Genomic DNA, 22,950 nt, shown 5'->3' with positions numbered 1-22,950 from the left:
GCTTCGCCCCGTTGAGCGAACCTGTGTTCACGGCCGGCCTTACAACTGCCAGGAACCGATATCGGCATTCACGCCATCGCCGTCCGGCTGGCCATCGGCGCCGAGGGAAAAGATATCGACCTCACCGTTCGCGCCCGGGTTGAGGTACTGATAAGGCCGGCCCCACGGGTCATTCGGCAAACGCTCCAGATACGAACGCCAGTTGCTGTTCTTCGCATCCGCCGGCCGCTCGACCAACACCTTCAGCCCCTGATTCATGCTCGGATACGTGCCGTGATCGAGGCGATACAACTTCAACGCCTGCATCAACCCACCAATATCCTGCTTCGCCGCCGTCGCCCGCGCCTGATCCGGCCGGTCGAGCACCTTGGGCACCACCATCGCCGCCAGAATCCCCAGAATCACCACCACCACCATGATCTCGATCAAGGTAAAACCCTGCTGCCCACGCGGCATGCGCGGCGACTGACTGAGCGTTTTAAAAGGTGCGATATCCATCTCGACATTCCCTGGCTTGATCCGAATTCGACGCGCAGTGTTGCAAGAAGATATGTCAGGGATGTTGAAAATCCTCGGGTGTTTCCGTCGTCAAGCCGTCAAGGACGGGGGTTAGCGTCGAGGGCTGGGTTTTGGTTTTGGGCCATGTATGCGCGCGCAAACGCGAGAGGAAGGATTCACCCTGATTGAAGTGCTGGTGGCACTGGCGATCATCGCCGTCGCCATGTCCGCCGCCGTGCGCGTCGCGGGGTTGATGACGCAGAGTAATGGGGTGTTGCGGGATCGATCGATCGCGCTGATTGCCGCGCAGAGCCGGATGGCTGAGCTACGGCTGGAAGGTCGATTGCCGAATGGGGTGAAGGCTGTTGAATGTGATCAAGGACGGCTTATGTTGCGCTGTGAACAGGTAATCGCCAGCGCAGAGAATGGACGACTGCTCAAGGTTGGAATTCAAGTATTCGACCGCAACCAGGATGCGCCGCCGTTGGCCAGACTGGAGACCCTGTTGTCACGGCCAGGAAGCCCCTCACCCTAGCCCTCTCCCGAGGGAGAGGGAACCGATACGGGGATATTCGAGAGATACGCCGACCTGAACGTATCGCTCTGAATCCAGCATCGCTGAAGCCCAGCAAAGCCATAGTCGCTAAGGTCTTCCAGGTCGATGTATAACGCAAAACACCTCGGTCGGCTCCCTCTCCCTCCGGGAGAGGGCTGGGGTGAGGGGCTCTTCTGCTGCGGTGCATAAGCATCAAAAATCCATAATCAACACGCTCGTCCAGGTCGATGCACAACGCAAGACACCTCGGTCGGCTCCCTCTCCCTCCGGGAGAGGGCTGGGGTGAGGGGCTCTTCTGCTGCGGTGCATAAGCATCAAAAATCCATAATCAACACGCTCGTCCAGGTCGATGCACAACGCAAAACACCTCGGTCGGCTCCCTCTCCCTCCGGGAGAGGGCTGGGGTGAGGGGCTTTTCTGCCGCACCTAAAATCCCAAGGCCCAGCGCCGGAACAAGGCCAACGACATCACCCCGCCACCTCCAAATTATCCATCACCCGATTCACCGCCAGCTCCCCCAGCATGATCAGTTGAGCAACCCCCAACAACGCCCGCCGCTGCGGCGCCGGCAACAAACTGGAAATGTCTTGAGCAATCGTCTTCGCCGAAGCAAGCGTTTCACTCGCATCAGCCAGCAGTTCTTCATTCTTGGTATCCGCCGTCACCGCATACATCCCACGCGCCTTGCGCGGCGGAGGCAGGAGATTGTTTGGTGACAGGTAATGATCGAGCGCGCGGTCGGCGGCTTCGTGAAGTTTGTTGGAATCGAGGGATTCGTAGGGAGACGTGGGATCGGTTTCGGGTGGGTTGGGTGTTGGTTTGATCATGAGTGAATCTCCAAATCATAGAAAAGGAGCCATCATCTTTTCGCTACCAAACGAAGGGGTGGTGGCCATACGAAGGTTGGTAGACCGGTGACTTGGAAAACCGGCGCGCCCGAAGACGCCCTGCGCATGGCCACCATAAAGACACAGCCCCAAAAAGGACTGAATCGGGTGACGCTATGCGCCAAGTCTAAACCGGGCTACCAAACCCGATCGCTGATTCGTCAGCGACCCGACCACAATAGAACCCGGCCACTAGGCACACAAGCCGGCGGATTCTGGCGTAGCTGTAGGCAAAGGCGCAAGGATGTGTAGCCTGAGAGAGTGTTTGGAGATGTCTTTTTAAACATTTGTGTTTATAGGCGCCATTGCGTCGCGTACACACCGGATAAATCCATCCCGTATCCCACCCTCTGAGCCACCTTCAACGGATGAAAACGACGATAGCTTTCGGCCAAAAGCGGACGTTCAGGTCTCGACCGTACGCCCTTCTGCAAGCTCACGCCGTGTGGATTCTATGTATATATATTGAAGATTGGTTACGGCTGGATCACTAGGGACACAACGGCAACATGATCCACCAGCGCTACGGGACGAGGTTCAGCGAGACAACCCGGTCGTTGTTGGTATGCTGCAGAACGCCTAAACCCCGTAGTCAGATGGGAAGTGCTGTGAAATGATCGAAGCTATCGACTGATACTCCAAGCGAAGGGACTGCTTATGCCTGTGATGCATTTGTTCATAGATACAAATATTTTCTTGAATTTCTATACCTACCCCGACGACGACGACGGAGTCATAGATGAATTATTAGAGAATATCGGTCCGAACAAGATAGTTTTGCATCTTCCAAAACAGGTAGAAAATGAATTTGAGCGAAACCGAGAGTCAAAGCTTCATGGTGCTGTTACAGAATTCCAGAGTAGCAAGTTCCCTAATGCGGTTCCAAACCACATGCGAGGAACGGAGGTCGCGCGAAATTATCAGGAAGCTATAAAAATTGCAGAGTCGGCGAAGAAGACTTTAATAGCGAACGCCACAGGTTTAGCACTGCAGAATGACTTACCTGTCGACAAAAAAATAACCGAAATTTTCAGTAAATCACAAAAATACGGCGAAGATGATGCCAGCTTTAAACTTGCGATTGAGCGCTCCCAACGAGGCAATCCTCCGGGCAAAGGAGAAAGCGTTGGCGACAGATACAATTGGGAGGTTTTACTTAAGCATGTGCCAGCGGGAGATCTACATATCGTCTCTAAGGACGGTGACTATGCATCACCTCTCGCAAACCTAGACAAAAGGACAGTCAAAGCCAAGCGCTACCTTGCCGAGGAGTGGTCAAAGAAAAAAGAAGATGGATCTCTCCATATCTATACAAATATCAAGTCTGTGATTGCACATTATAAAAAACTAGTACAACAGCCTGAGCTCCCAGAGCCGCCGCCGGTGGAACTTGACGCACCGCCGCCAACAATCCCAATCCCTGTTCCACCTCCGCCTCCGGTGCATGGATTGGCAGCGGCTGGTGAACTACAGAGAGCGCTGGACCAATTACAAAGCCCAGAGCATTTAGCTGTTATTAATCAGAAAAATGAAGCGATTGAATACCTAAAAGAAAGTGGCAGCTTCTCTACAACTCATATGGCCATCTCTAAACTTTCCCAATATTTTGGATATTTTGATGTGTCCGACGCAACTAAGCTTTTCAATGCGGCCTTAGAAAACGCTCAAGTGGGGTGGATAATTTCCGATGACGATGTTTATGACTTTTATGTGAAGCTAGCGAACGAGTTTCTAACAGCTGTTGAGCCTGATCTCGCAAGTCAAATTGTTGATCTGATGGGACTTGTGCCAGCCCCTCCGCCACCGCCACCCTTGCAATCGTAGAAGCGCCGCGTAATTCCTAAAGTCCAGCAAGACGTACGGCCTCTCGTTCAACTCAGAGCTGGGCTAGGCTAAGCGGCGCTGCACTTAGGCCGGCGAATTGCTAGCCGAGGTGCGTAGTCTGTATCGACCGGATTCGACTTAAAAGGCCTGATAAAAATCTGGTTAGCCAGGTCGCTCGAAGCGTCAAGGGTGGAGGCCATGCGTAAACCAGGACCCCACCTAGCGGTATGTATACTTCATGGAGCGCTTGCGTTTATTCTTGGCAAGGTCAACGTGTGACAATGCGGATAAAAATCGCTCACTGGACGCCCAAAAGCTGCGCTTTTTTCTGCTGGTTAGCTCAAAATTTGCGGTCAGCCTAGGTCGAGTTTTTAAGGAAGTCATATGAGAAAGCCAAGAATATTTATAGCTTCAGCAGTAGAGAGCTTGGATGTGGCTGATGCGTTCAACGTAAACCTAGATCATCAGGCAGAGGTAACGGTTTGGAAGCATGGTTTTAACCTTTCTCAGAACACTATTGACTCTCTGGTAAAAATGGCGGAATCCGTGGATTTCGCAATTTTTATTTTTACACCAGATGATATCGCAGAAATCAGAGACCAAAAAAAGCACATCGTACGAGATAATGTGCTTTTTGAACTTGGCCTATTTGTCGGTACGCTAGGTAAAGAGAGATGCTTCATCGTTAAACCTAGAGACACCGAGTTGCATTTCCCGACTGATCTTTTGGGACTTACACCCGCGGATTACAATGGCGAAAGGTCTGATGGAAATTTGGAGGCCGCTGTAAATCACCCGTGCGTACTAATCAAGAAGGAAGTTGCAAATTTAAGCTTGCTTTCACAAGATCTAAATATTCAGAAAAAGCCGCGCAGAAAGGCTGGATACAATTATAAACTGGGTGACGTGGAACATCGCCTTTTGGCAAAAGTTCTTGAAAGTTACGCCAGCTCACCGAATGGCGTATCTGTATGGAGTACATTCAACGACCTGAAAGGTGTTGAGCAAGGGATACTGAGTTTAGCGGCGATTAAGCTAGAAAGAGTAGGCTTTCTAGATAAGAGCATCGCTATCGACGAAGAGTATAACGGCTCTGAATATTATGCATTCTCAATAACTGCCGACGGGATAGATTATCTTCTTGAAAATGAGGAGCTGCTCCACAAGGCAAATAAAAAAGTAGGTACAGTTAATTTCGACACAGATATTCCATTCTGATTTATTTGCTAGCTTTTAGCTTTCGCGGATTGCTTCTGCGGTAAAGTAAAAACAATTCGTAGTGAGTTGTATATAAAAAAACGCTCACGCGCTAACTTGCGTGAACTGAAGCGCGCCCATCACATTTAAGATTATGCAAACAAGAAGAGCACTCCAAGGGGACTGATATATTACCAGACAACAAGTCAGCCTCCGTTCCCGATAGAAAAGTCTCAGTATAAAAATCTCCAGACACGTCACATTTCCTCCCAAACTCTAGATCCGAGTACAAAATGACGACAAATTACTGGCTTGTAGGTGCTACATGGGGAGGATCAAAAGACGTCCTACCTAAATTTTTACAACGGGGATACTGGTATTGCTGGGATGCAAATAAATTCGAGAATGAGGAGGCCGGAGTAGGAAACTCCATAAAAAATCAACAAGAACGATTTACGCACGTAAAGACAGGTGATCGTATTGCAGTCAAACGCTTACTAGGGAAAGGATCATCAGAAATGGCAATCCTTGCAATAGGGAAAGTTAAAGACGTAGATATTTCCGAATGGAGAATCTATGTTGACTGGATTATTTCAGACATTAAAGATCGCAACGTTCCGCTAAGAGGTTGCGCGGCCTCAATTCATGGCCCTTTCTCCAAACTTGGAAAGGATGAAGAATGGATTCAAAAAATATTTTGCCTCTAAAACGGACAACACAATAAAAAATGTGCAAATCAATTTACAGGCGTTCACTTTTCGGCAAATAAATTGACGCCAACGCGAAAGGTCTTGGATTTGCTTCCAGAGAGCAAATCCGCTCCAACCTTCTAATTTTCTTTTGATTTGCGTAATTCATTTTTTAAAGCATCGACCTGAGCGTGCAACCTTTCATTCTCATTCACTAGGAAGCTTTTCGATGGACTCTCAGGGTTATGATAAGAAGGAATATCACACAACAACTCCAACTCATCCTTATAAGGCATCAAAGGCTGATAAAGTTGATAAAAAGCACGCCCTACTGCTCCTCGAAATAGTTCAAGTATTGGCTTCCTTGCGCCGACAGAAAGAATATGATCAGTAGCAATACCTGGATAGGGATCGATGTATATTATTTTAGTGACACCCAGTTGATACGCTTTTTTTGCACAAAGTTCACAGGGGCTAGCGGTAGTAAACAAAACACCCCCTATAAGTTTTTGCCCACCAAATTTTGCAATTTGCAAAAAAGCATTTTCTTCTGCATGAAGTGATCTCGTGTGAACTTGATTCTTTTCACCCTCAATTTCATTTTGTAGCGCTTTGAAGCAAAACGGGATATTTCGTTTTTGAGTGGCGCCAGTTCTTATCAAATCAAAATACTTATCACTTAAAGCTTTGCGGAACACATTATCGTTTTTTTCATACTCACTATAATCGGCACCATTAATTCCGCTCAGTAAGTCCTCGGCACTTCTTAACAGGCATGGAGTTTGTCCTTGGGGAGTGCTGTTCCAGCCGACACTCTTTACACTGTAACCAGTATCTGTTACCACAGCCCCAACCTGTCGCGAAATACAGCCAGAGCTTTGCTTGACCGTATAAGCTATTTGCATACAGTTTTCAACTGACGTCGGCATCACTAACCCAGGATGCATCATAAGCGCTAGGTACCATGCTAGCTGACTCACCAAGTCATTTTGATTGAACTCGCTAGTTTTGGAGTTGTGAATATGAATATCAGCAATCTCGATACAAGCCTGAATATTTTGCGCGATAAATTTATTCGCCCCGGAAAGTTTTCCAGGATACTCCTTGTTATCGAGATCCGAAATCTCCCTTATTGAAAGCTTTCTATATTCATGCAAACTACTCAATCTTTTCGAATTAGGCGTATTCACGGATATCAGATAGAAGTTTGCATACCTCCTTTTTAAAAAGAATGCCTCATACGGATTTCTAATCGCATCTATAACAACCCTGCACGGAACTCCTTTTGCTATTGTGGATTTTCGAACAAGCTTAATCAAAAAATTTAAATGCTTTGGAAAATTAAATATCTTGCCGGCATCAAAGATATTACTATTTGCAAGACCTGAGGATCTAATATTGTCACCAGAGTTTTGGTAAAGCTTGGTAAAACCAGCCCCACCTAAGCTTTCCCTTAAACTCTCAGCAACACGCGGCAAGGTTGAAAAATAAAGCTCTATCCATGACTCTAACTCGCTAGGATCAACCTTCCCATTAAACGAATGAAGCCGGAGAATTTCCTCTCGCACCTTATTTGAGTCATCATAAATCGCTGTTGCGGACTCTTGCTTAATGCCTGCACCCGAGACCCCTACTAAGTACGAGACAAACGGTTCTCTTTCTAAAAGCAATAGGTGATATGTAATTAAGGATCGCACCTCGATCTTATAAAAAGAAGTCCAGTCATTACCCTTTAAGTACTTATGAATTATTTTATGTTTTTTTAACTCGTTCTCCGTGAGCCCTTCATAGCCGTCCGCAGGAAATTCGAAACTTGTGCCGCCCAGCTTGCTAGCGGCCGTAGAGCATCCTGAACCAGTACGCCCCGTCAGGCCAATTATCAGAAAGTTATTTGCGTCACTGTAAACCCCACTTATTGCTTCACCGGTCTTTATCGACATTCCCTCTCCCCTTTACCCTGTAATCTACGAACAGAAAAATGAAAAATACGTCTATCTCATTACAAATGTAGCCTGCTTTTTGGCGCACATTAAAGTTTTCCACTACGCGTTCCTCCAACCCTTCAAGGATGTTCTACTAAGAAAATGGCTGCTAAAACGCATGTAGGACTGCCTTCAAGGTCCCATCAATGAGTAGATTGCTTTTCTGTAGGATAGCGGTACGTCGTGACATGATTGCTCTTGCCGAAAGCAATCAAATGCTTTGTTTATTCACCTTACTCTCTCGTCGAGCCGCTTGAACGGGCAGGCCAAGAGGGGCAGCAGCAAAATGGCTGACTCGATCTTTCAATTCAAGGCCTCACCAACCTAGGCAAAACCACCCCCTCCCCCAACCTCTCCACCCCCAACCTCACCCTCTCCCCACCCCGCTCAATCACCACCCCATCCCCCTCAACCCCCACCAACTTCACCCCAACCCCAACCTTCTCCCCCACCAAAAAACTCCTCGGCGCGCCATCGTTCAAACTCAATATCGCCACCGTCCCACTCCCGCCCGCGATCACCCCGCTCACCTTGATATCCACCGGTGCGGTCTCATTGGAGAACCACTGCAACGCCGGGCTATCGCTCCTCGCCGCGAGCACTTGCGGGGCGGCTGCGGGTGTGTGGGATTCCGCCGTGGTCAGCAGCAGCGACGACCATGTCGCGACGCCCACCAGGGCGGCGAGCAGTGCCAGGGCCTGGACGGTTTGTGCCGGGGTAATCCGTGTGGTGAATTTCATGGGTTGTCGCTCCTTGTTGTCCCTGTTGCCAGCCTACGCGGCAATTCTCTCCGTTTTATTTCACATGCCTTACATGTTCGCCGGGCACGATGGGGTGGGACGCCAAGGAGCGCGCGGGTGATGAGCAGGCAGCAGGGTTTTACGTTGATCGAGTTGATGGTGGTGCTGGTGATTATTGGCATTGCCAGTGCGGCGATCAGTTTGAGTATCAGGCCCGATCCGTTGCAGTTGTTGCGCAAGGATGCCGAGCGGGTTGCGCAGTTGTTGCAGGTGGCGCAGGCGGAGGCTCGCACCGATGGGCGGCCGATTGTGTGGGTGGCGGATGCCAAGGGGTTTCGGTTTGGCCGGCGTGGGGATGATGGCGTGGGGTTTGAGTCGTTCAAGGAGGATGCGCAGTTGCGCCCGCGTGCGTGGCAGAGCCCGAAGGTGGAGGTGCGGGTGGAGCCGCGGCAGACGGTGGTGCTGAATGCCGAGTGGATCAATCCGCCGTTGCGGCTGATTTTGTCTGATGGGGCCAATCGGCTGAGTGTGCTGCGCGATGGCAGTGGGCGGATCAGTATTCAATGAAGACTCAGCAAGGGTTCACTCTGATTGAGGTGATGGTCGCGATTCTGCTGATGGCGGTGGTGAGTCTGATTGCCTGGCGCGGGCTGGACAGCGTGACGCGGGCGGACAGTCATTTGCAGGCGAGCAGTGAGCAGAGCGATGGGTTGTTGCGGGTGTTGAATCAGTTGCAGCGGGATGTGGACCTGCGCGCGGGGGTGGAGTTGAGCGAGCCGCGCAAGGTCGGGGCTGAGGATGAGGCGCCGACCGCGCCGCCGGCGGTGACGGTGCGCAGTAGTGATAGCAAGGGGTTTCGGCTGGACATTATTCGTAGCGCGGCGGATCAGCCGGGGGCGTTGCAGCGGGTTCGCTGGTGGGTCAAGGGGGATACGTTGTATCGGGCGGTGGCTGAGGCGCGCAGTCGCTATCCGTTGCCGGCGCCTGGGAATGGGGTGGCGGTGTTGAGTGAGGTGAGTGATGTGCAGGTTCGGGTTTGGGAGGTGGATAAGGGATGGCGGCAGTTGAGCGGGAATCGGCGGGAGGATCCGTTGGGGTTGGAGATTCGTTTGAGTCGGCAGACGGCGCAGGGGGTTGAGCGGTATCGGCAGGTGATTGGGTTGTTGCAATAGCTGGGGTCACCGCAGTTTTTTGTAGGAGTGAGCCCGCTCGCGATTGCGGTGGGTCAGTCAATATTGTTGTTGCTGGTAGACCGCTTTCGCGAGCAGGCTCGCTCCCACAATTGGGTTGGGGGCGGTCAGTTGCAGGTTGGTTGGCTGTTAGGCCGTCATCGCTGGCAAGCCAGCTCCCACAGGGGTCGAGTGCGACCGGAAGATATTGGTCAGATGGTAGACCGCTTTCGCGAGCAGGCTCGCTCCCACAATTGAATTGGGGGCAGTCAGGTTTAGCTTGGTTGGCTGTTAGGCCGTCATCGCTGGCAAGCCAGCTCCCACAGGGTTCGAGTGCGACCGGAAGATATTGGTCAGCTGGGAAACTGCTTTCGCGAGCAGGCTCGCTCCCACAGAAAGCAAAAGCAAGATCAGAAGATCGCGGCCTTCGGCAGCTCCTACAGTTGGATTGGGTGTAGGCAGTTGGGGATTGGGTGGCTGTTAGGCCGTCATCGCTGGCAAGCCAGCTCCCACAGAAGGCAGGATCAAGATCAGAAGATCGCAGCCTTCCGGCAGCTCCTACATTTGGATCGCGCTGGGCTTTGGTTAGCTGAGAACGACCACGCCACCGGGGAGTTCGGTGCATTTGACGCCGTAGGCGTCGCGGATCAGCAAGGCGACGCCGGCGAGTTGGTCGAGGTTGAAGCGGGCCTGGACGCGGCGTTGGCCGAGTTCGCGGTTGAGCAGCAGGAGCATGCCGGGGCGGTAGCGGTTGATTTCGTCGATCATCTGGCTGAGGGTGGCGCCGTTGAACACCAGCACTTGTTGGCGCCAGTTCATCACGGCGGCGGTGTCGACAGTTTGTACGTTGCCGATTTGCCGTGCGTCGTAGGTGACTTGCTGGCCCGCTTCGAGGCGCAGGTTGCGGCCTTCGATGGCGACGTCGACCGTGCCGTCGAGGCAGGTCACGCAGACTTGCTGGTCGGTGTTACGCAGGTTGAAGCGGGCCTGGCTGGCGCGCAACCACCCTGCTCCGGCCTGCATCGCCAGCGGCAGGCGTGCGGTTTGCACTTCGACTTCGCCGCTGACCAGTTCGAAGCCCTGCACGCCGTTTTCGACGCTGCGCTGGTTGATGCGGGTCTGGGTGTTGAGCTCGAGGCTGACGCCTTGCGCCGGTTCGACTCGGCGCTGTTGGCCGACTTCGGTGATGTAGTCGGCGCCCAAGCCTTCGAAGCCGCCGGGAATCGTGCCGCGCACCAGCAGGAATGCGGCGGATGCGGCAATCGCGCCGCCGAGAAATGCCCGTCGACCGAAGCTGCGTCGGCCCTGCACGGCTTCGGCGGCCGGTTGCAGGTGATGCCACAGCCGCTTGGCCTCTTCGAAGGCCCGGGCGTGTTCGCCACTCTGCGCGCACCATTCGCGCAGGGCGCGGGCGTCGGCGACGGTGGCGCGGCCCGAGGTCAGCAGGATCAGCCAATCTTGGGCTTCGCTGTGCAGAGACTCGGTGGCCGAAGGCTCGGCGGGTTTCAGTCGAAAGATGTTCAAACGCGCAAATTCTCAACGGATTAATCGGGTCACTATTCGCTAGACGGTTTTCCGGCCCCGCGACCGAACCGCTGAAACACTTTTCTTTCCAGTTTTGCTGCGCAGAAGCCCAGCGCGGCTTTGATTTCCTTCTCGACCATGCGCGTGGAAATGCCGAAACGCTGGGAGATTTCCAGGTGCGGCGCTTCTTCCAGCCGCGCGGCGATGAAGATCCGCCGACGTCGTGCGGGCAGTTCGTACAAGGCGCTGAGCAGGGCCTGCATTTCCTTTTGCCCGCCGACCACCCGCGCCGGGTCGAGCGCTTCGTCGCCCAGTTGCAGCAGCTCTTCGACCTCAGTACCGGTGAGCAGCCGCGCATCGGCCTGACGGCGGTCGGCGGCGATGTTCAGGGCCATGCGATACAGGTAGGCGTTGGGCTTGAGCAGGTTCGGCGGGGTCTCCATGCGATCGACCCGCAGCCAGGTTTCGTGCAGCACGTCATTGGCCAGATCCTCGGAACCGAGGCGGCGGCGCAGGCGCACGCGAAAGTCCTCGTAGGAGCTGAGGAACAGCTGGCCCATCACGCTTTGTCCGGCGTCTTTCATCCCCCGGAAACTCCTTCCCATCTCGTGCATTCCATGCGCTTCCCTGACGACTCCGGTAACAACAGCAACGTGACCGGCTGGCGCAAGGCGCTGGGCGTCGGCCGATCGATTGTGAGGTTGCGAAAACTTTCCACCAGCGCGTTATCGCGCCGTACATCGCCGGTCGAAGTGACCAACCGGTTGTGCTGCACCACGCCGTCGCGCCCGACCCACACCTGCAACACCGCGCGATAACTGCCCGGCCGTGTCAGCGGCGAGCGGCACAGCTTGCGCTCGATCGCCGCTTGCACCGCCGTCGCGTAACTGCGGTTGACCGCGACAGCGGCCGGCGTGGGTTTGTCCGTCGGCACCGGCAGATCTTCCACCTGCGCCACTTGCAAGGTGAACGCGTCGGCGCGGGCATAGCGCGCCATCAACCCGGTGCCGCCGAGCAAATGGCGCAAGGCATCGGCGGCGGTGAATTCGCCATCCACGGCGAGGGAGCGGCGGCCCCGGCTCAACTGGCTGTCGACCAGCACCGCGACGCCCGTGGCGCGGCTGTATTGATCCAGCGCCCGAGCGAGTTCCTGCGCCGGGATGTGCAAGGTCAGGCGCATATCCGCCGCTGCTGGATCTGCATTGGCCGCGTTGGCCAGCAGACCGAGCAGCCACCCCAGACCCGCGCGGCGCACAAGCGTCGCCGAGCGCTGAAGACTGATCCGCGAACTGCCTCGCTGCACGACTGGCGCACCCCTGAAAATCGCTATCCTGCGGGGCATTTATGACTCTGGTATGACGGGCGGTGCAAAAAAACCATCACGGGTTTTGCGCCGCGCTTGCACTAGACTCAAAGCCAGAGCGGCCCATTCGGGCGGGCCAGGAGGCGGACATGAAAACGCGGTGTATGTGGGTCTTGCTGATGACGGTGGGCGCGGCGCAGGCCGAAGAGCCGCTGGGCTGTGTCGAGGTCACGGTCGGCGGTTACAAGGCGCCGAATTACGATTGCCTGAGCCAGCAGATGGGCAACAATCCCGACGGCGCGGCGGCGGCGCAGAAGAACATGGAAGCGTTGAACGTGCCGGTGCACAAGCGCGCGCCGAATCAGGTCGGGCTGGCGACCCCGGCTGCGACCAGTACGCGGATGGGGAATACGTTTGGCACCTCGGTGAAACCGCAGCGGCCGCCGAATTAGGCAAGGTCTTTCGATCGTTCCCACGCTCCGCGTGGGAATGCCTCAAGGGACGCTCCGCGTTCCAATGGGACGCAGAGCGTCCCGGGCTGCATTCCCACGCGGAGCGTGGGAACGATCAGATCCCCTCGCCACAGGGATGGGTGCTTTCAGTCACTCGGGGTCTGACGGAAGCTGACAGCCAAACGATTCCAGCTGTTGATGGTGCTGACTGCAACCGTCAGGTCCACCAGTTCGCCTTCATCGAATTGCTCGCGCGCTTGCTGGTAGACGTCATCCGGCACGTGGCTTTCGGCCAACAGCGTCACTGCCTCGGCCCAGGCCAGCGCCGCCCGTTCGCGGGGATTGAAGAAGTTGCTGTCGCGCCACACCGCGATCGCGTAAAGGCGCCGATCGCTCTCCCCGGCCCGCCGCGCGTCCACCGAATGCATGTCAGTGCAGAATGCGCAGCCGTTGAGTTGCGAAGCGCGGATCCGGATCAATTGCAGAAGCGGCGCTTCGATGCTCAAGTGTGTGGTCAGCGCCTCCATGGCAATCATCGCTTTCATCGCCTTGGGCGAAGCGTTGTAGTAATCCAGACGCAGGGACATGGCGCGGCTCTCGGCAGGCGGAATGATGAGTTTCACAGTAAGGGCTGTGCAGGCTGTGTTACAGCCCCAATTCCATGAATTCCGGCTACACCAATGAACCTCGGCCAAACGCAATACCTGTGGGAGCGAGCCTGCTCGCGAAAGCGGTTTCCCAGACAAATATTCATCCACTGCACCACCGCCATCGCTGGCAAGCCAGCTCCCACAAGGTTTAACGTCGTTCACACGATTTGTGCACGCCGCAAAAACTGTGGGAGCTGGCTTGCCAGCGATAGCGGAGTGTCAGACAACGAATCTGTTCAATGACACACCGCCTTCGCGAGCAGGCTCGCTCCCACAGGGACTTGCGCCAATTTGCGGTTTTTACTCCACGCAACTACTGCCAAAAGCCCAACAACGCTAATCTGACCGACACTTCACTCAACACCCGGGAGCCTCGTCGGTATGGAACTTCATGTCGTGATCAACGGCCGCAAGGATCTTGCCGGTCAGTTGTATCAGCAGCTGCGCGCGGCGATTGAATCCGGGCGGTTGGCGGCGGGTACGCAGTTACCGCCGAGCCGCTTGCTGGCCGAGCAATTGGGCATTTCGCGCAAGACCATTTCCGACACTTATGCGCAGCTGACCTACGAAAACTTCCTCACCGGCGTGATCGGCAAAGGCACCTACGTCAACGCCCGCCCGGCACAGGTGCAGCGCAAGCAGAGCCACACCGAGCTGGCCAGTGCCGAGGTGATCGAGAGCTGGCGCAATCTGCCGGTGTTCCTCCGTCACCCGACGCTGCAAGGTTCGCTGCGCTACGACTTCATCGGCGGCGCCACCAGCAAAGGCCAGTTCCCCCACGACGACTGGCGCCGCTGCGTCGCCCACGCGATGCGGCAGATGGCGCAGTCGAAAGGTTTCTACAGCGTCGCCGAAGGCTTGCCGGCGCTGCGCAATGCGATCGCTCGGCACATCGCGTTTTCCCGTGGCATCAACTGTCAGGACGAGGACATCGTCGTATGCAACGGCGCGCAGCAGGCGCTGGACCTGATTGCCCGCGTATTGACCCGTCCCGGCAGTCTGGTGGCCATGGAAGACCCCGGCTATCCGCCCGCGCGCTTGTTGTTCGGCACGCATGGCGCGGAGGTGGTCGGGGTGCCGGTGGATGCCGAGGGCATTCAGGTCGAGCACATTCCCGATGGCACCCGGCTCATCTATGTGACGCCATCGCATCAGTTTCCGCTGGGCATGGCGATGAGTCAGGCGCGCCGCGAGGCCCTGCTCGTCCGTGCCCACGAGCTCGGCGCGATCATCATCGAGGACGACTACGACAGCGAATTCCGCTACGAGGGCCGACCCACCGATTCGCTGTACAACCTCGATCAGCGCGGCATCGTCGCCTACGTCGGCACCTTCTCGAAAACCCTGCTGCCGGAGTTGCGCCTGGGCTATGCGATCCTGCCGCCGTCGATCATCGAGGCGGTGATCCGCGCCAAACAGCTCACCGATCTGCACGCCTCGACTCTGCCGCAATGGGCGCTGGCCAAGTTCATCGCCGAGGGTTGCCTGCTCAAGCACATCCGCCGATGCCACACGATCTACGCGCAACGCCGCGAGCGGATCCTGGCGCGCATGGCGACCGACCTTGCACCGTGGCTGCAAGCCGTGCCGGCCAGCGCCGGTTTTCACATGGCGGTGCTCTGCAAGGTGCAGGTCGACTTGCCGCTGGTCATCGAGCTGGCGAAAAAGGTCGAGGTCGGTCTCTATGCGATCAGTTGTTTCTACTACCAGCAGCCGGCGAAAGAAGGCCTTTACTTCGGTTTCGGCGCCATCGAAACCCTCGACATCGACATCGCCCTCGATCGCCTGCGCGACATCCTCGAACAGCTGTCATGAGCCGTTGGTATAAGGCTTTTACCGCCGATTGGTTATTGGTGATTCACGGCGGCAGGCCTATTCTGCACAGGCGTTATCCCTCAGTGAGCAGGATTCGTCCGGCCTGATTCAGGAGTGTGAGCAATGTCCAACGAAGTGATCAACACGGTTCAGGTGAAGGCTGTTGCGGGCCGCTCGGAAGAGCTCGGCAAGCAATTGCAGAAGATCGTCGACACCCTGCGCGAAACCCCGGGCTGCGATTCCTACCTGGTCGACCGCTGCCCCGAGGACAGCCACCGCTGGACGGTCAGCGCGCGCTGGCAGTCGGAAGCGGCGATGCAGGCGCATTTCAACCGGCCCGAGGCACAGGGGTTTATCGACCTGATCGATAGCCGCCTGGCCAATAGCGTCGATTTCAACAGCTTCCCTATCGTCTAAAAGCAAGATCAAAAGATCGCAGCCTTCGGCAGCTCCTACTCTGGAATGCGTTCCCCTGTAGGAGCTGCCGAAGGCTGCGATCTTTGCTTTTGAACCAGAATTGGTCACCTGATCTTCGCGAATATTGGCCGTTTGAACCGGCCACATTGCGGCCTACTGTGAGCACACCCCCACCATCACAGGTAACCCGCCATGAAAGCCCTGCACCTCGTCGCCGCAGCCCTCGCCTTCACCTTCTCCGCTTCGGCAATGGCCCACGATCCATCCGAAAAAATCACCGTCCTGCAGGAACAACTGCTGAAAAACGCCCCCGGCAAGAAAGCCATGATGATCGAAGTCGACTACCAGCCCGGGCAATCCTCGATCGCCCATAAGCACGAAGGCACGGCGATGGCTTACGTGCTCGACGGCGAAGTGATTTCCCAAGTCAAAGGCGAACAGGCGATCACTTACAAAAAGGGCCAGTTCTGGTACGAGCCGGCCGGCTCCGAGCATCTGGTGTCGAAAAATGCCAGCTCAACCAAGCCTGCCAGGTTGCTGGTGTTCATGGTGATGGCCCCGAACGAGCAGGTGCTGATCCCGCTGGAAAACTGATGGCTGCCTGATCACATTTGGAATGCGATCAACCGTGGGAGCGAGCCTGCTCGCGAAGGCGCCAGACCGGACACCACAAAATCCCTCAGACATTAAATCCCCGGCAAGACAGGCCATCCCGTCTTCCAAATCCACAATCATCCGCCGCTGTCCACTGTCAGGTCTGACAGTGGACAGCGCGACCGAAAGCTCCCCAAATACCAGCACTGCGTTGATTTGCCGGTCCCTATCGACTGATCGCTTTACGCAAAAACAGCGTATTCGAGGAGCAGACCATGACTGAAGTAAAAGACACCGCTGTGCATAACCTGGACCCCACTTTCGGCCCCGACAAAAATGGCCTCACCTGGTTTAAATATCCCGATCAGGAAAACGGCTTCGCCAACGCAGTTGCCGTCGCGGCGGACGGCAAGCTGCTGATCGCCGCAAGTCCGGGCAACAAGTTCGCCATTGTGCGATTGAAGACTGATGGCACACAGGACACTTCGTTTGCCCGGGATGGCGTGGCCAGCGGGGTTTTCGCTCCGGGCTATAAATCCACGGGTGGCAGCATCAGCATCCTCAAGAACGGAAATCTGTTGCTTCAGGGTGCCTTTTATCTACACGAATACGCACAGCCACAACGCTGCCTGGCAATGTTTCGCAATGACGGAACGCCCGAGACCGCATTTGGCGTCAACGGCGTAGTCTTCGTTGATCCGATTCCGGTGCCCGCGCTCACGTCGTCCGAGATCGAACTTGGGCAAAAACGCACTACGGCATCCGATTACAGTGGCCATGCCATTGAACTGGACGACGGAAAACTGATGGTATTGAGCAACCATCGATATTCCCCCAATGACCAATGCGGTCTTTTGATCAGACTGCAAAGCAACGGGGCTCTGGACACTGCGTTTGGCCAGGGAAAGGGTTACGTCGTGATTCGATACCTGGCCAACTTCACGTGGGCTGGCTCACTGATCCGGCTCCAGGACGGCAAATTCGCCATCGCAGGCAGCGTCTCAAGCAATGTCGGCTACCGCGCAATGATCGCCCTCTTCGACGCCGCAGGTAAACCTGTCAGCAGCTTTGGCGATAACGGTTTTGCCCTGTTCGACCGCCTGGACAAGCTCAGTCAGATCAACCAACTGGTCGAAATGCCAGGCGGCAACATCCTTGGCATAGGTAGCGCCCGCTCCATTGATTTCGTTAACAGGGGCCTCCTGGTATGCGTCGACAGGCATGGGAAATACGCCATCGATTTCAATGAAGGGAGGCCAGTCCTGACGTCCTATCCGAAAGCCCTTTTGGGCATCCAATGGACTGCTGGCACGCTGAGGGACGGACACATCGTCGTGCTTTCCAGCACCCACGGCGAACAAGACTCGGAAATCGTCATTGCCCAGTTCAAATCGGACGGCTATCCAGATCGCGATTTTGCCGACGACGGTGTGCTGGTCATCAATCTGACCGCCGTGCTCGACATGGCGGGAGGCCTTGCCATTCAGAACAATCAGCTTGTCGTAGCCGGAACATCCCTGCCCCGTACGGACGGCGTCGGTAGCTTCGCCTTTCGCTGCGCCGATACGTTCTGAATGACAGACAAGAAAAAGCCCCGCCTCTTTCGAGAGCGGGGCTTCTTCATTCAGCCACTACTTACGCCAGTTCAAGCTCGGCGTTCGCAGTGATCGCAGGCACGATCGCTTGCCCACTCAACGCCAGATCCAGCAGCTCACGGTTGGCCACCGCGTACATGGCGTAGTCCGTACCGCTCGCAGCACGGATCTCCACCAGCATGGCGCGCCAGCGTTCGATCATGCTTTCGTGCTGGGCCATCCACAGCGCCAGGCGTGCTTCAACGTCCTGGGAGCCGTCGCCCTGTTGCAGGACGGAGATGGTGATCGCCCGTTGCTGCCAGTCGACGTCATCACGGAACGCTTCACGGGCCAGAGCCTGCCAGTTGTTTTCTACCGGCAGAGCGCTGATCTGTTGCAGGTACCAGGTGATGTCCAGCGCAGAGCCGACGGCGAAGTAGGCCTTGGCCACTTCGGCCGGGTTCTGCCCGGTGACGTCGGCGGCTTCGATGATCGGCAGCAGCGTGTACAGGTGCGAAGTACCCGCAACCATACGCGCCAGCAATTCCGGCACACCGGCTTCGACGTACGCCTGATAGCGCGACTGCCAGTTCTCGCGGATTTCGCCGCTGAGCAGTTCGTCGAGTTTCAGACCCAGTTCTTTCAGGTGCGGACCGAAATGCGCGACGTCACGGGCAGCGTTCTGCTCGTTGCGGCGGGCACGCAGGAACCAGCGCGTGGCGCGACGGCCCAGACGCATCAGCTCGTCCATCAGCTCCAGCTGCACGTCAGCGGAAACCTGGTAGTCCAGCGCTTCGATCTGACGGAACCAGTGCGGGAGGTGGAAGATGTCGCGCACGATCACGTAAGCGCCAGCCACGTTCGCCGGGCTCATGCCGGTCGACTCTTTGAGTCGCTGCACGAAGGTGATGCCCATGTGGTTGACCAGATCGTTGGCGATCTGCGTGCTGACGATCTCGCGCTTCAGACGGTGGCGACGCATGGCTTCGGAGAACTTGCTGACCAGGGTCGGCGGGAACGCCGTTTCCATGTCGCGTGTCAGGTAGTCGTCGTCCGGCACCAGCGAGCCCAGCAGCTGCTCTTTGAGGTCGATCTTGCTGTAGGAAATCAGCACCGACAGCTCAGGACGGGTCAGGCCGTGGCCCTCAGCGACGCGCTCGGTCAGTTGCTCTTCGGTCGGCAGGAACTCGATGGCACGGTCCAGCTTGCCACGGCCTTCCAGATCGCTCATCAGACGCTTGTACTCAGCGATGCGCGCGTAAGCACGGCGCGCCGCCAGGGACAGGGCCTGAGTCTGCTTGTAGTTGTTGCCCAACACCAGATTGCCGACTTCGTCGGTCATGCTCGCGAGCAACTGGTTGCGTTGCTTGTCGGTCATGTCACCGGCCTGAACCACTTCGTTCAGCAGGATCTTGATGTTCACTTCGTGGTCGGAGCAGTCCACGCCACCGGCGTTGTCGATGAAGTCGGTATTGGAACCGCCGCCATTCAAGCCGAATTCCACACGACCCAGTTGGGTCATGCCGAGGTTACCGCCCTCGCCCACGACTTTGCAGCGCAGCTCGTTGCCGTTGACGCGCAGTGCATCGTTGGCCTTGTCGCCGACATCGGCGTGGCTTTCGGTGCTGGCCTTGACGTAGGTGCCGATGCCGCCGTTCCATAACAGATCCACAGGCGCCTTGAGCAAGGCATTGAGCAGTTCGGTCGGGGTCAGCTTGTCAGCCTGGATGTCGAAGCGTTCTTTCATCTGCGGCGAGATCGCGATGCTCTTCGCGCTGCGCGAGAAGATACCGCCACCTTCGGACATGATGCTGGTGTCGTAGTCGGTCCAGGCCGAACGCGGCAGGTCGAACAGACGCTGACGCTCGACGAAACTGGTCGCCGGGTTCGGGTTAGGGTCGATGAAGATGTGCATGTGGTTGAATGCCGCGACCAGTTGCAGCTTGTCGGACATCAACAGGCCGTTACCGAACACGTCGCCGGCCATGTCGCCGACGCCAACCACGGTGATGCTGTCTTCCTGGACATTGATGCCGCGCTCGCGGAAGTGGCGCTGTACGCCGACCCACGCGCCCTTGGCGGTGATGCCCATTTTCTTGTGGTCGTAACCGGCCGAACCACCGGAGGCGAACGCGTCACCCAGCCAGAAGCCGTAGTCGATGGCGATGCCGTTGGCGATGTCGGAGAAGGTCGCAGTGCCCTTGTCCGCCGCGACCACCAGGTACGGGTCATCATCGTCATGACGCACGACGTTGACCGGCGGCACCAGGGCGCCGTCCTTCAGGTTGTCGGTGATGTCCAACAGGCCGGAAATGAAGATGCGGTAGCAGGCGATGCCCTCGGCCGCGATTTCGTCTCGGCTGCCGCCCAGTGGCAGGCGACGCGGCAGGAAGCCGCCCTTCGCACCCACCGGCACGATGACCGAGTTTTTCACTTGCTGGGCTTTTACCAGGCCGAGCACTTCGGTACGGAAGTCTTCTTCACGGTCGGACCAGCGCAGGCCACCACGAGCAACGTTGCCGAAGCGCAGGTGCACGCCTTCGACGCGTGGCGAGTAAACGAAGATTTCAAACTTCGGCACTGGCTTTGGCAGCTCAGGGATCGCATGCGGGTTGAACTTGAAGCTGAAGTACGACTTGTTCTGGCCGTTGGCATCCGTCTGATAGAAGTTGGTGCGCAGGGTGGCTTTGATCAGGTCGAGGTAACGACGCAGGATGCGGTCTTCGTTGAGCACCTGAACATCGTCCAGTGCAGTCAGAATCGCTTGTTCCAGACGCAGTTGCTTGTCTTCCAGATCGTCGCTGCCGAGCTTGCGCGCCAGGTAGAAACGGGTCTTGAACAACCGGGTCAGTTCGCGAGCGATGTCGGTGTGGTTGTTCAAAGTGCTGGCGATGTAACCCAGATCGAAGCCCAGACGAATCTGCTTCAGGTAGCGGGCGTAGGCACGCAGCAGCGCCACGTCGCGCCATGGCAGACCGGCGGTCAGCACCAGACGGTTGAACGCATCGTTCTCGGCATCGCCGCGCACGATGTGCACGAACGCGTCCTGCAGGGTGTCGTTGAGTTGCTGGATGTCGAGGTCGAGACCTTCAGCGGCGGTGAATGCGAAATCGTGAATCCAGAATTCGCGGCCGTTGGTGTGGCGCAGGCGATACGGGAATTCACCCAGTACGCGCAGGCCGAGGTTTTCCAGAATCGGCAGGACGTCGGACAGCGCCAGCGGCGTGTCGGCGTGATACAGCTTGCAATGCAGCTCGCGCTGGCCGGAGACCTGACCGAGCGGCTGATAGAAGCTCATCACCAGCGGATTTTTTTCGTTGAGGCTCAGCAGGTGCTGCATGTCGACCACGGCCGAATGCGCGGCAAAACGCTCGCGGTAACCGGCCGGGAAGCCTTTCGGGAAGTCGGCCAGCACGTTGGTGCCGTGGGCTTCGCCGAAGCTTTCGACGGTCAGTGCGGCGTAATCGTCCTGCCAGCTGCGGCAGGCCTGAACCACTTCTTTTTCCAGCAGCAGCGGGTCGATGTCGAGACGGTTCTTCGGATCGACGCGCAGGATCAGCTGCACACGGGCCAGCACGGATTCCGAGAAGAAGGTCCAGAATTCGCAATCGGACGCCTTCAGGCGCTCCATCAGCACTTGCTGGATCTTCTGGCGCACTTCGGTGGAATAGATGTCGCGCGGCACGTAGGCCAGGCAGTAGCAGAAGCGACCGTACGGGTCTTTGCGCAGGAACACGCGGATCTTGTTGCGTTCCTGGATCTGCACGATCGACATCACGGTGGTGAACAGTTCGTCGACCGGGGTCTGGAACAGGTCGTCACGCGGTAGCACTTCGAGGACCTGTGCCAGTTCCTTGCCCAGGTGAGCCTTGGACTGGAAGCCGGAGCGGCGCTCGATTTCTTCGACCTTGCGGCGGATGAACGGGATGACCCGCACGCTCTCGCCGTACACCGACGAGGTGTACAGGCCCATGAAGCGGTGTTCCTTGATGACTTTGCCGTCGGCGTCGATTTCACGGATCGACACGTAGTCCGGGTAAGCCGGACGGTGCACACGGCTCGGGTGCGCAGCCTTGGCGAACGACAGCAGGGTCGGTTCGCGCAGGTAGGACACGGCGTAGTCTTCGATGCGCAGGTCTTCGTAGGTCAGGCCGGTGCGCAGCAGTTTCGTCAGGCCGAGGAAGGAGTTCCGGTCGTACTCGATGTGGCCGCCATCGGCTTGATCGGTAACCACGAACTCTTCGTAGCCGAGGAAGGTGAAGTGGTTGCCCACCAGCCATTCCAGGAAGCTCTTGATTTCGTTCTTTTCGTCGGCATCGACCGGATAGGCGCTGTTGTCGAGCTGGGTGAGGATGTCCTGCACCTTGGCTTTCATCGGCTCGAAGTCAGCAACGGCGACGCGCACTTCACCGAGCACCTGCTCAAGCTCTTTGCTCAGCACGTTCAGCTCGGCCGCGTTGGCGCAACGGTCGATTTCCAGGTACATCAGCGATTCGTGCAGCACGCCTTCGCCGGTGCTGCCTTTTGGCAGGATTTCCAGCAATTCGCCCTTGCTGCCACGACGCACGCTGAGCACGGTGGTCTGCAGGGTATGAATGCTGTAGCCGCGACGGTTCAGCTCGGTACGCACCGAGTCGACCAGAAATGGCAGGTCGTGGTGCAGCACTTCGACCGCGGTGTGGGTCGACTGCCAGCCGTGACGTTCGTAATCGGGGTTGTAGACACGCACTTGCGGTTGCGCGTGATCGAAGCGCTCAAGCAGGCGCCACGCAGAGAGAGTACAGCCAGCGAGGTCGGAGAGGCGACGTTGAGTCAGCTCGTCCAGGGAAATGATGCCGAAGAATTGTTCAGCGAACAGCGCCACTTGTGGCAGTGCCTGTTCACTGATGTGCTGCGCCAGTGCCGCTTGCAGTTGGTGCTGGAAGTCGGCTTTGCTGGCTGCGGTGAAGAACGCCATCTGTGGTACTCCGCTTAAGCTTGTTATTGATGGAAAGCGTCGCGTGCAACACCCCTTTCGGGGCTGGTGTCGCCCTGTTCCTGATTCTCGGGCAGAGGAAACAGGGAGACAGGTGGGTGAAG

20 protein-coding genes are annotated in these 22,950 nt (G+C 56.7%); 11 read left to right on the top strand and 9 right to left on the bottom strand.

The genetic code is table 11. The features are described from left to right. Positions 1 to 39 precede the first annotated feature (39 nt). Positions 40 to 498: a type II secretion system major pseudopilin GspG gene (gene gspG / locus ACV8MC_RS18735; RefSeq protein WP_073471085.1), complete on the bottom strand. Its 459-nt coding sequence runs from the start codon at positions 496 to 498 to the stop codon at positions 40 to 42. Between the two features lie 148 nt (positions 499 to 646). Between gspG and gspI the strand changes: the two genes are divergently transcribed. Beyond that, positions 647 to 1,033, top strand: coding sequence for a type II secretion system minor pseudopilin GspI (gene gspI / locus ACV8MC_RS18730; RefSeq protein ID WP_457262948.1), 387 nt, complete (start codon positions 647 to 649; stop codon positions 1,031 to 1,033). A gap of 488 nt (positions 1,034 to 1,521) precedes the next feature. Here the strand turns inward: gspI and ACV8MC_RS18725 are convergent, their stop codons facing one another. Then, the gene (locus ACV8MC_RS18725) at positions 1,522 to 1,881 is read right to left on the bottom strand and encodes a DUF6124 family protein (protein ID WP_016774969.1); all 360 of its coding nucleotides are present in this window, start codon (positions 1,879 to 1,881) and stop codon (positions 1,522 to 1,524) included. A gap of 717 nt (positions 1,882 to 2,598) precedes the next feature. Between ACV8MC_RS18725 and ACV8MC_RS18720 the strand changes: the two genes are divergently transcribed. The 3 genes from ACV8MC_RS18720 (at position 2,599) to ACV8MC_RS18710 (ending at position 5,669) form a co-directional block, all read left to right on the top strand. Continuing rightward, entirely contained in the window at positions 2,599 to 3,765 is a 1,167-nt protein-coding gene (locus ACV8MC_RS18720) for a PIN domain-containing protein (RefSeq protein WP_457262947.1), read from the top strand. Between the two features lie 384 nt (positions 3,766 to 4,149). After that, positions 4,150 to 4,983, top strand: coding sequence for a TIR domain-containing protein (locus ACV8MC_RS18715; RefSeq protein WP_123442312.1), 834 nt, complete (start codon positions 4,150 to 4,152; stop codon positions 4,981 to 4,983). Between the two features lie 272 nt (positions 4,984 to 5,255). After that, complete coding sequence (locus ACV8MC_RS18710; RefSeq protein WP_123442311.1) at positions 5,256 to 5,669, top strand: glycyl-tRNA synthetase subunit alpha; 414 nt, start codon at positions 5,256 to 5,258, stop codon at positions 5,667 to 5,669. Positions 5,670 to 5,791: 122 nt separating this feature from the next. Here the strand turns inward: ACV8MC_RS18710 and ACV8MC_RS18705 are convergent, their stop codons facing one another. Continuing rightward, positions 5,792 to 7,591, bottom strand: a complete 1,800-nt coding sequence (locus tag ACV8MC_RS18705) for a hypothetical protein (protein WP_457262945.1) — start codon at positions 7,589 to 7,591, stop codon at positions 5,792 to 5,794. Positions 7,592 to 7,941: 350 nt separating this feature from the next. Next, positions 7,942 to 8,373: a type II secretion system protein N gene (locus tag ACV8MC_RS18700; RefSeq protein WP_457262943.1), complete on the bottom strand. Its 432-nt coding sequence runs from the start codon at positions 8,371 to 8,373 to the stop codon at positions 7,942 to 7,944. A gap of 120 nt (positions 8,374 to 8,493) precedes the next feature. Here ACV8MC_RS18700 and ACV8MC_RS18695 point away from each other — a divergent pair, with 120 nt between their 5' ends. Further along, positions 8,494 to 8,940, top strand: a complete 447-nt coding sequence (locus ACV8MC_RS18695) for a GspH/FimT family pseudopilin (RefSeq protein WP_122698127.1) — start codon at positions 8,494 to 8,496, stop codon at positions 8,938 to 8,940. Continuing rightward, on the top strand, positions 8,937 to 9,545 hold the full coding sequence (locus ACV8MC_RS18690; protein WP_252886324.1) for a prepilin-type N-terminal cleavage/methylation domain-containing protein: 609 nt from the start codon (positions 8,937 to 8,939) through the stop codon (positions 9,543 to 9,545). The genes ACV8MC_RS18695 and ACV8MC_RS18690 overlap by 4 nt, the downstream gene beginning before the upstream one ends. 582 nt (positions 9,546 to 10,127) lie before the next feature. On the opposite strand, the gene ACV8MC_RS18685 is transcribed toward ACV8MC_RS18690, so the two are convergent. The 3 genes from ACV8MC_RS18685 to ACV8MC_RS18675 are packed head-to-tail and all read right to left on the bottom strand — an operon-like array spanning position 10,128 to position 12,369. After that, positions 10,128 to 11,066, bottom strand: a complete 939-nt coding sequence (locus ACV8MC_RS18685) for a FecR family protein (protein ID WP_252886325.1) — start codon at positions 11,064 to 11,066, stop codon at positions 10,128 to 10,130. Between the two features lie 32 nt (positions 11,067 to 11,098). Beyond that, positions 11,099 to 11,650, bottom strand: a complete 552-nt coding sequence (locus ACV8MC_RS18680) for an RNA polymerase sigma factor (protein ID WP_122698125.1) — start codon at positions 11,648 to 11,650, stop codon at positions 11,099 to 11,101. Beyond that, the gene (locus ACV8MC_RS18675; RefSeq protein WP_191636969.1) at positions 11,647 to 12,369 is read right to left on the bottom strand and encodes a secretin and TonB N-terminal domain-containing protein; all 723 of its coding nucleotides are present in this window, start codon (positions 12,367 to 12,369) and stop codon (positions 11,647 to 11,649) included. Before ACV8MC_RS18675 ends, ACV8MC_RS18680 begins: the two co-directional genes overlap by 4 nt. Before the next feature lie 164 nt (positions 12,370 to 12,533). Here ACV8MC_RS18675 and ACV8MC_RS18670 point away from each other — a divergent pair, with 164 nt between their 5' ends. Next, positions 12,534 to 12,821 (top strand): hypothetical protein, encoded by a 288-nt coding sequence (locus tag ACV8MC_RS18670; protein WP_241001781.1) that lies wholly within the window; start codon positions 12,534 to 12,536, stop codon positions 12,819 to 12,821. Positions 12,822 to 12,967: 146 nt separating this feature from the next. Here the strand turns inward: ACV8MC_RS18670 and ACV8MC_RS18665 are convergent, their stop codons facing one another. Beyond that, positions 12,968 to 13,408: a carboxymuconolactone decarboxylase family protein gene (locus tag ACV8MC_RS18665; RefSeq protein ID WP_252882157.1), complete on the bottom strand. Its 441-nt coding sequence runs from the start codon at positions 13,406 to 13,408 to the stop codon at positions 12,968 to 12,970. A 444-nt stretch (positions 13,409 to 13,852) separates the two neighbouring features. On the opposite strand from ACV8MC_RS18665, the gene pdxR reads away from it, so the two are divergent. The 4 genes from pdxR (at position 13,853) to ACV8MC_RS18645 (ending at position 17,871) form a co-directional block, all read left to right on the top strand. Further along, positions 13,853 to 15,286: a MocR-like pyridoxine biosynthesis transcription factor PdxR gene (pdxR, locus tag ACV8MC_RS18660; protein WP_457262940.1), complete on the top strand. Its 1,434-nt coding sequence runs from the start codon at positions 13,853 to 13,855 to the stop codon at positions 15,284 to 15,286. 123 nt (positions 15,287 to 15,409) lie between these two features. Further along, on the top strand, positions 15,410 to 15,703 hold the full coding sequence (locus ACV8MC_RS18655; RefSeq protein ID WP_064363423.1) for an antibiotic biosynthesis monooxygenase family protein: 294 nt from the start codon (positions 15,410 to 15,412) through the stop codon (positions 15,701 to 15,703). Positions 15,704 to 15,895: 192 nt separating this feature from the next. Next, entirely contained in the window at positions 15,896 to 16,297 is a 402-nt protein-coding gene (locus tag ACV8MC_RS18650) for a cupin domain-containing protein (RefSeq protein ID WP_095180181.1), read from the top strand. A 275-nt stretch (positions 16,298 to 16,572) separates the two neighbouring features. Then, positions 16,573 to 17,871 (top strand): hypothetical protein, encoded by a 1,299-nt coding sequence (locus ACV8MC_RS18645; protein ID WP_457262937.1) that lies wholly within the window; start codon positions 16,573 to 16,575, stop codon positions 17,869 to 17,871. A 61-nt stretch (positions 17,872 to 17,932) separates the two neighbouring features. On the opposite strand, the gene ACV8MC_RS18640 is transcribed toward ACV8MC_RS18645, so the two are convergent. Further along, entirely contained in the window at positions 17,933 to 22,828 is a 4,896-nt protein-coding gene (locus ACV8MC_RS18640; RefSeq protein WP_095180183.1) for an NAD-glutamate dehydrogenase, read from the bottom strand. Positions 22,829 to 22,950: the final 122 nt, after the last annotated feature.

Source organism: Pseudomonas sp. PK-RTE-24, from assembly GCF_054052265.1.
This window is presented reverse-complemented; position numbering and strand designations above follow the sequence as displayed.

Bases quoted from the DNA above. Each gene is read 5' to 3' on its own strand.
- gspG (WP_073471085.1), bottom strand. From the start codon at position 498: ATGGATATCGCACCTTTTAAAACGCTCAGTCAGTCGCCGCGCATGCCG.
- gspI (WP_457262948.1), top strand. From the start codon at position 647: ATGCGCGCGCAAACGCGAGAGGAAGGATTCACCCTGATTGAAGTGCTG.
- ACV8MC_RS18725 (WP_016774969.1), bottom strand. From the start codon at position 1,881: ATGATCAAACCAACACCCAACCCACCCGAAACCGATCCCACGTCTCCC.
- ACV8MC_RS18720 (WP_457262947.1), top strand. From the start codon at position 2,599: ATGCCTGTGATGCATTTGTTCATAGATACAAATATTTTCTTGAATTTC.
- ACV8MC_RS18715 (WP_123442312.1), top strand. From the start codon at position 4,150: ATGAGAAAGCCAAGAATATTTATAGCTTCAGCAGTAGAGAGCTTGGAT.
- ACV8MC_RS18710 (WP_123442311.1), top strand. From the start codon at position 5,256: ATGACGACAAATTACTGGCTTGTAGGTGCTACATGGGGAGGATCAAAA.
- ACV8MC_RS18705 (WP_457262945.1), bottom strand. From the start codon at position 7,591: ATGTCGATAAAGACCGGTGAAGCAATAAGTGGGGTTTACAGTGACGCA.
- ACV8MC_RS18700 (WP_457262943.1), bottom strand. From the start codon at position 8,373: ATGAAATTCACCACACGGATTACCCCGGCACAAACCGTCCAGGCCCTG.
- ACV8MC_RS18695 (WP_122698127.1), top strand. From the start codon at position 8,494: ATGAGCAGGCAGCAGGGTTTTACGTTGATCGAGTTGATGGTGGTGCTG.
- ACV8MC_RS18690 (WP_252886324.1), top strand. From the start codon at position 8,937: ATGAAGACTCAGCAAGGGTTCACTCTGATTGAGGTGATGGTCGCGATT.
- ACV8MC_RS18680 (WP_122698125.1), bottom strand. From the start codon at position 11,650: ATGAAAGACGCCGGACAAAGCGTGATGGGCCAGCTGTTCCTCAGCTCC.
- ACV8MC_RS18670 (WP_241001781.1), top strand. From the start codon at position 12,534: ATGTGGGTCTTGCTGATGACGGTGGGCGCGGCGCAGGCCGAAGAGCCG.
- ACV8MC_RS18665 (WP_252882157.1), bottom strand. From the start codon at position 13,408: ATGTCCCTGCGTCTGGATTACTACAACGCTTCGCCCAAGGCGATGAAA.
- pdxR (WP_457262940.1), top strand. From the start codon at position 13,853: ATGGAACTTCATGTCGTGATCAACGGCCGCAAGGATCTTGCCGGTCAG.
- ACV8MC_RS18655 (WP_064363423.1), top strand. From the start codon at position 15,410: ATGTCCAACGAAGTGATCAACACGGTTCAGGTGAAGGCTGTTGCGGGC.
- ACV8MC_RS18650 (WP_095180181.1), top strand. From the start codon at position 15,896: ATGAAAGCCCTGCACCTCGTCGCCGCAGCCCTCGCCTTCACCTTCTCC.
- ACV8MC_RS18645 (WP_457262937.1), top strand. From the start codon at position 16,573: ATGACTGAAGTAAAAGACACCGCTGTGCATAACCTGGACCCCACTTTC.
- ACV8MC_RS18640 (WP_095180183.1), bottom strand. From the start codon at position 22,828: ATGGCGTTCTTCACCGCAGCCAGCAAAGCCGACTTCCAGCACCAACTG.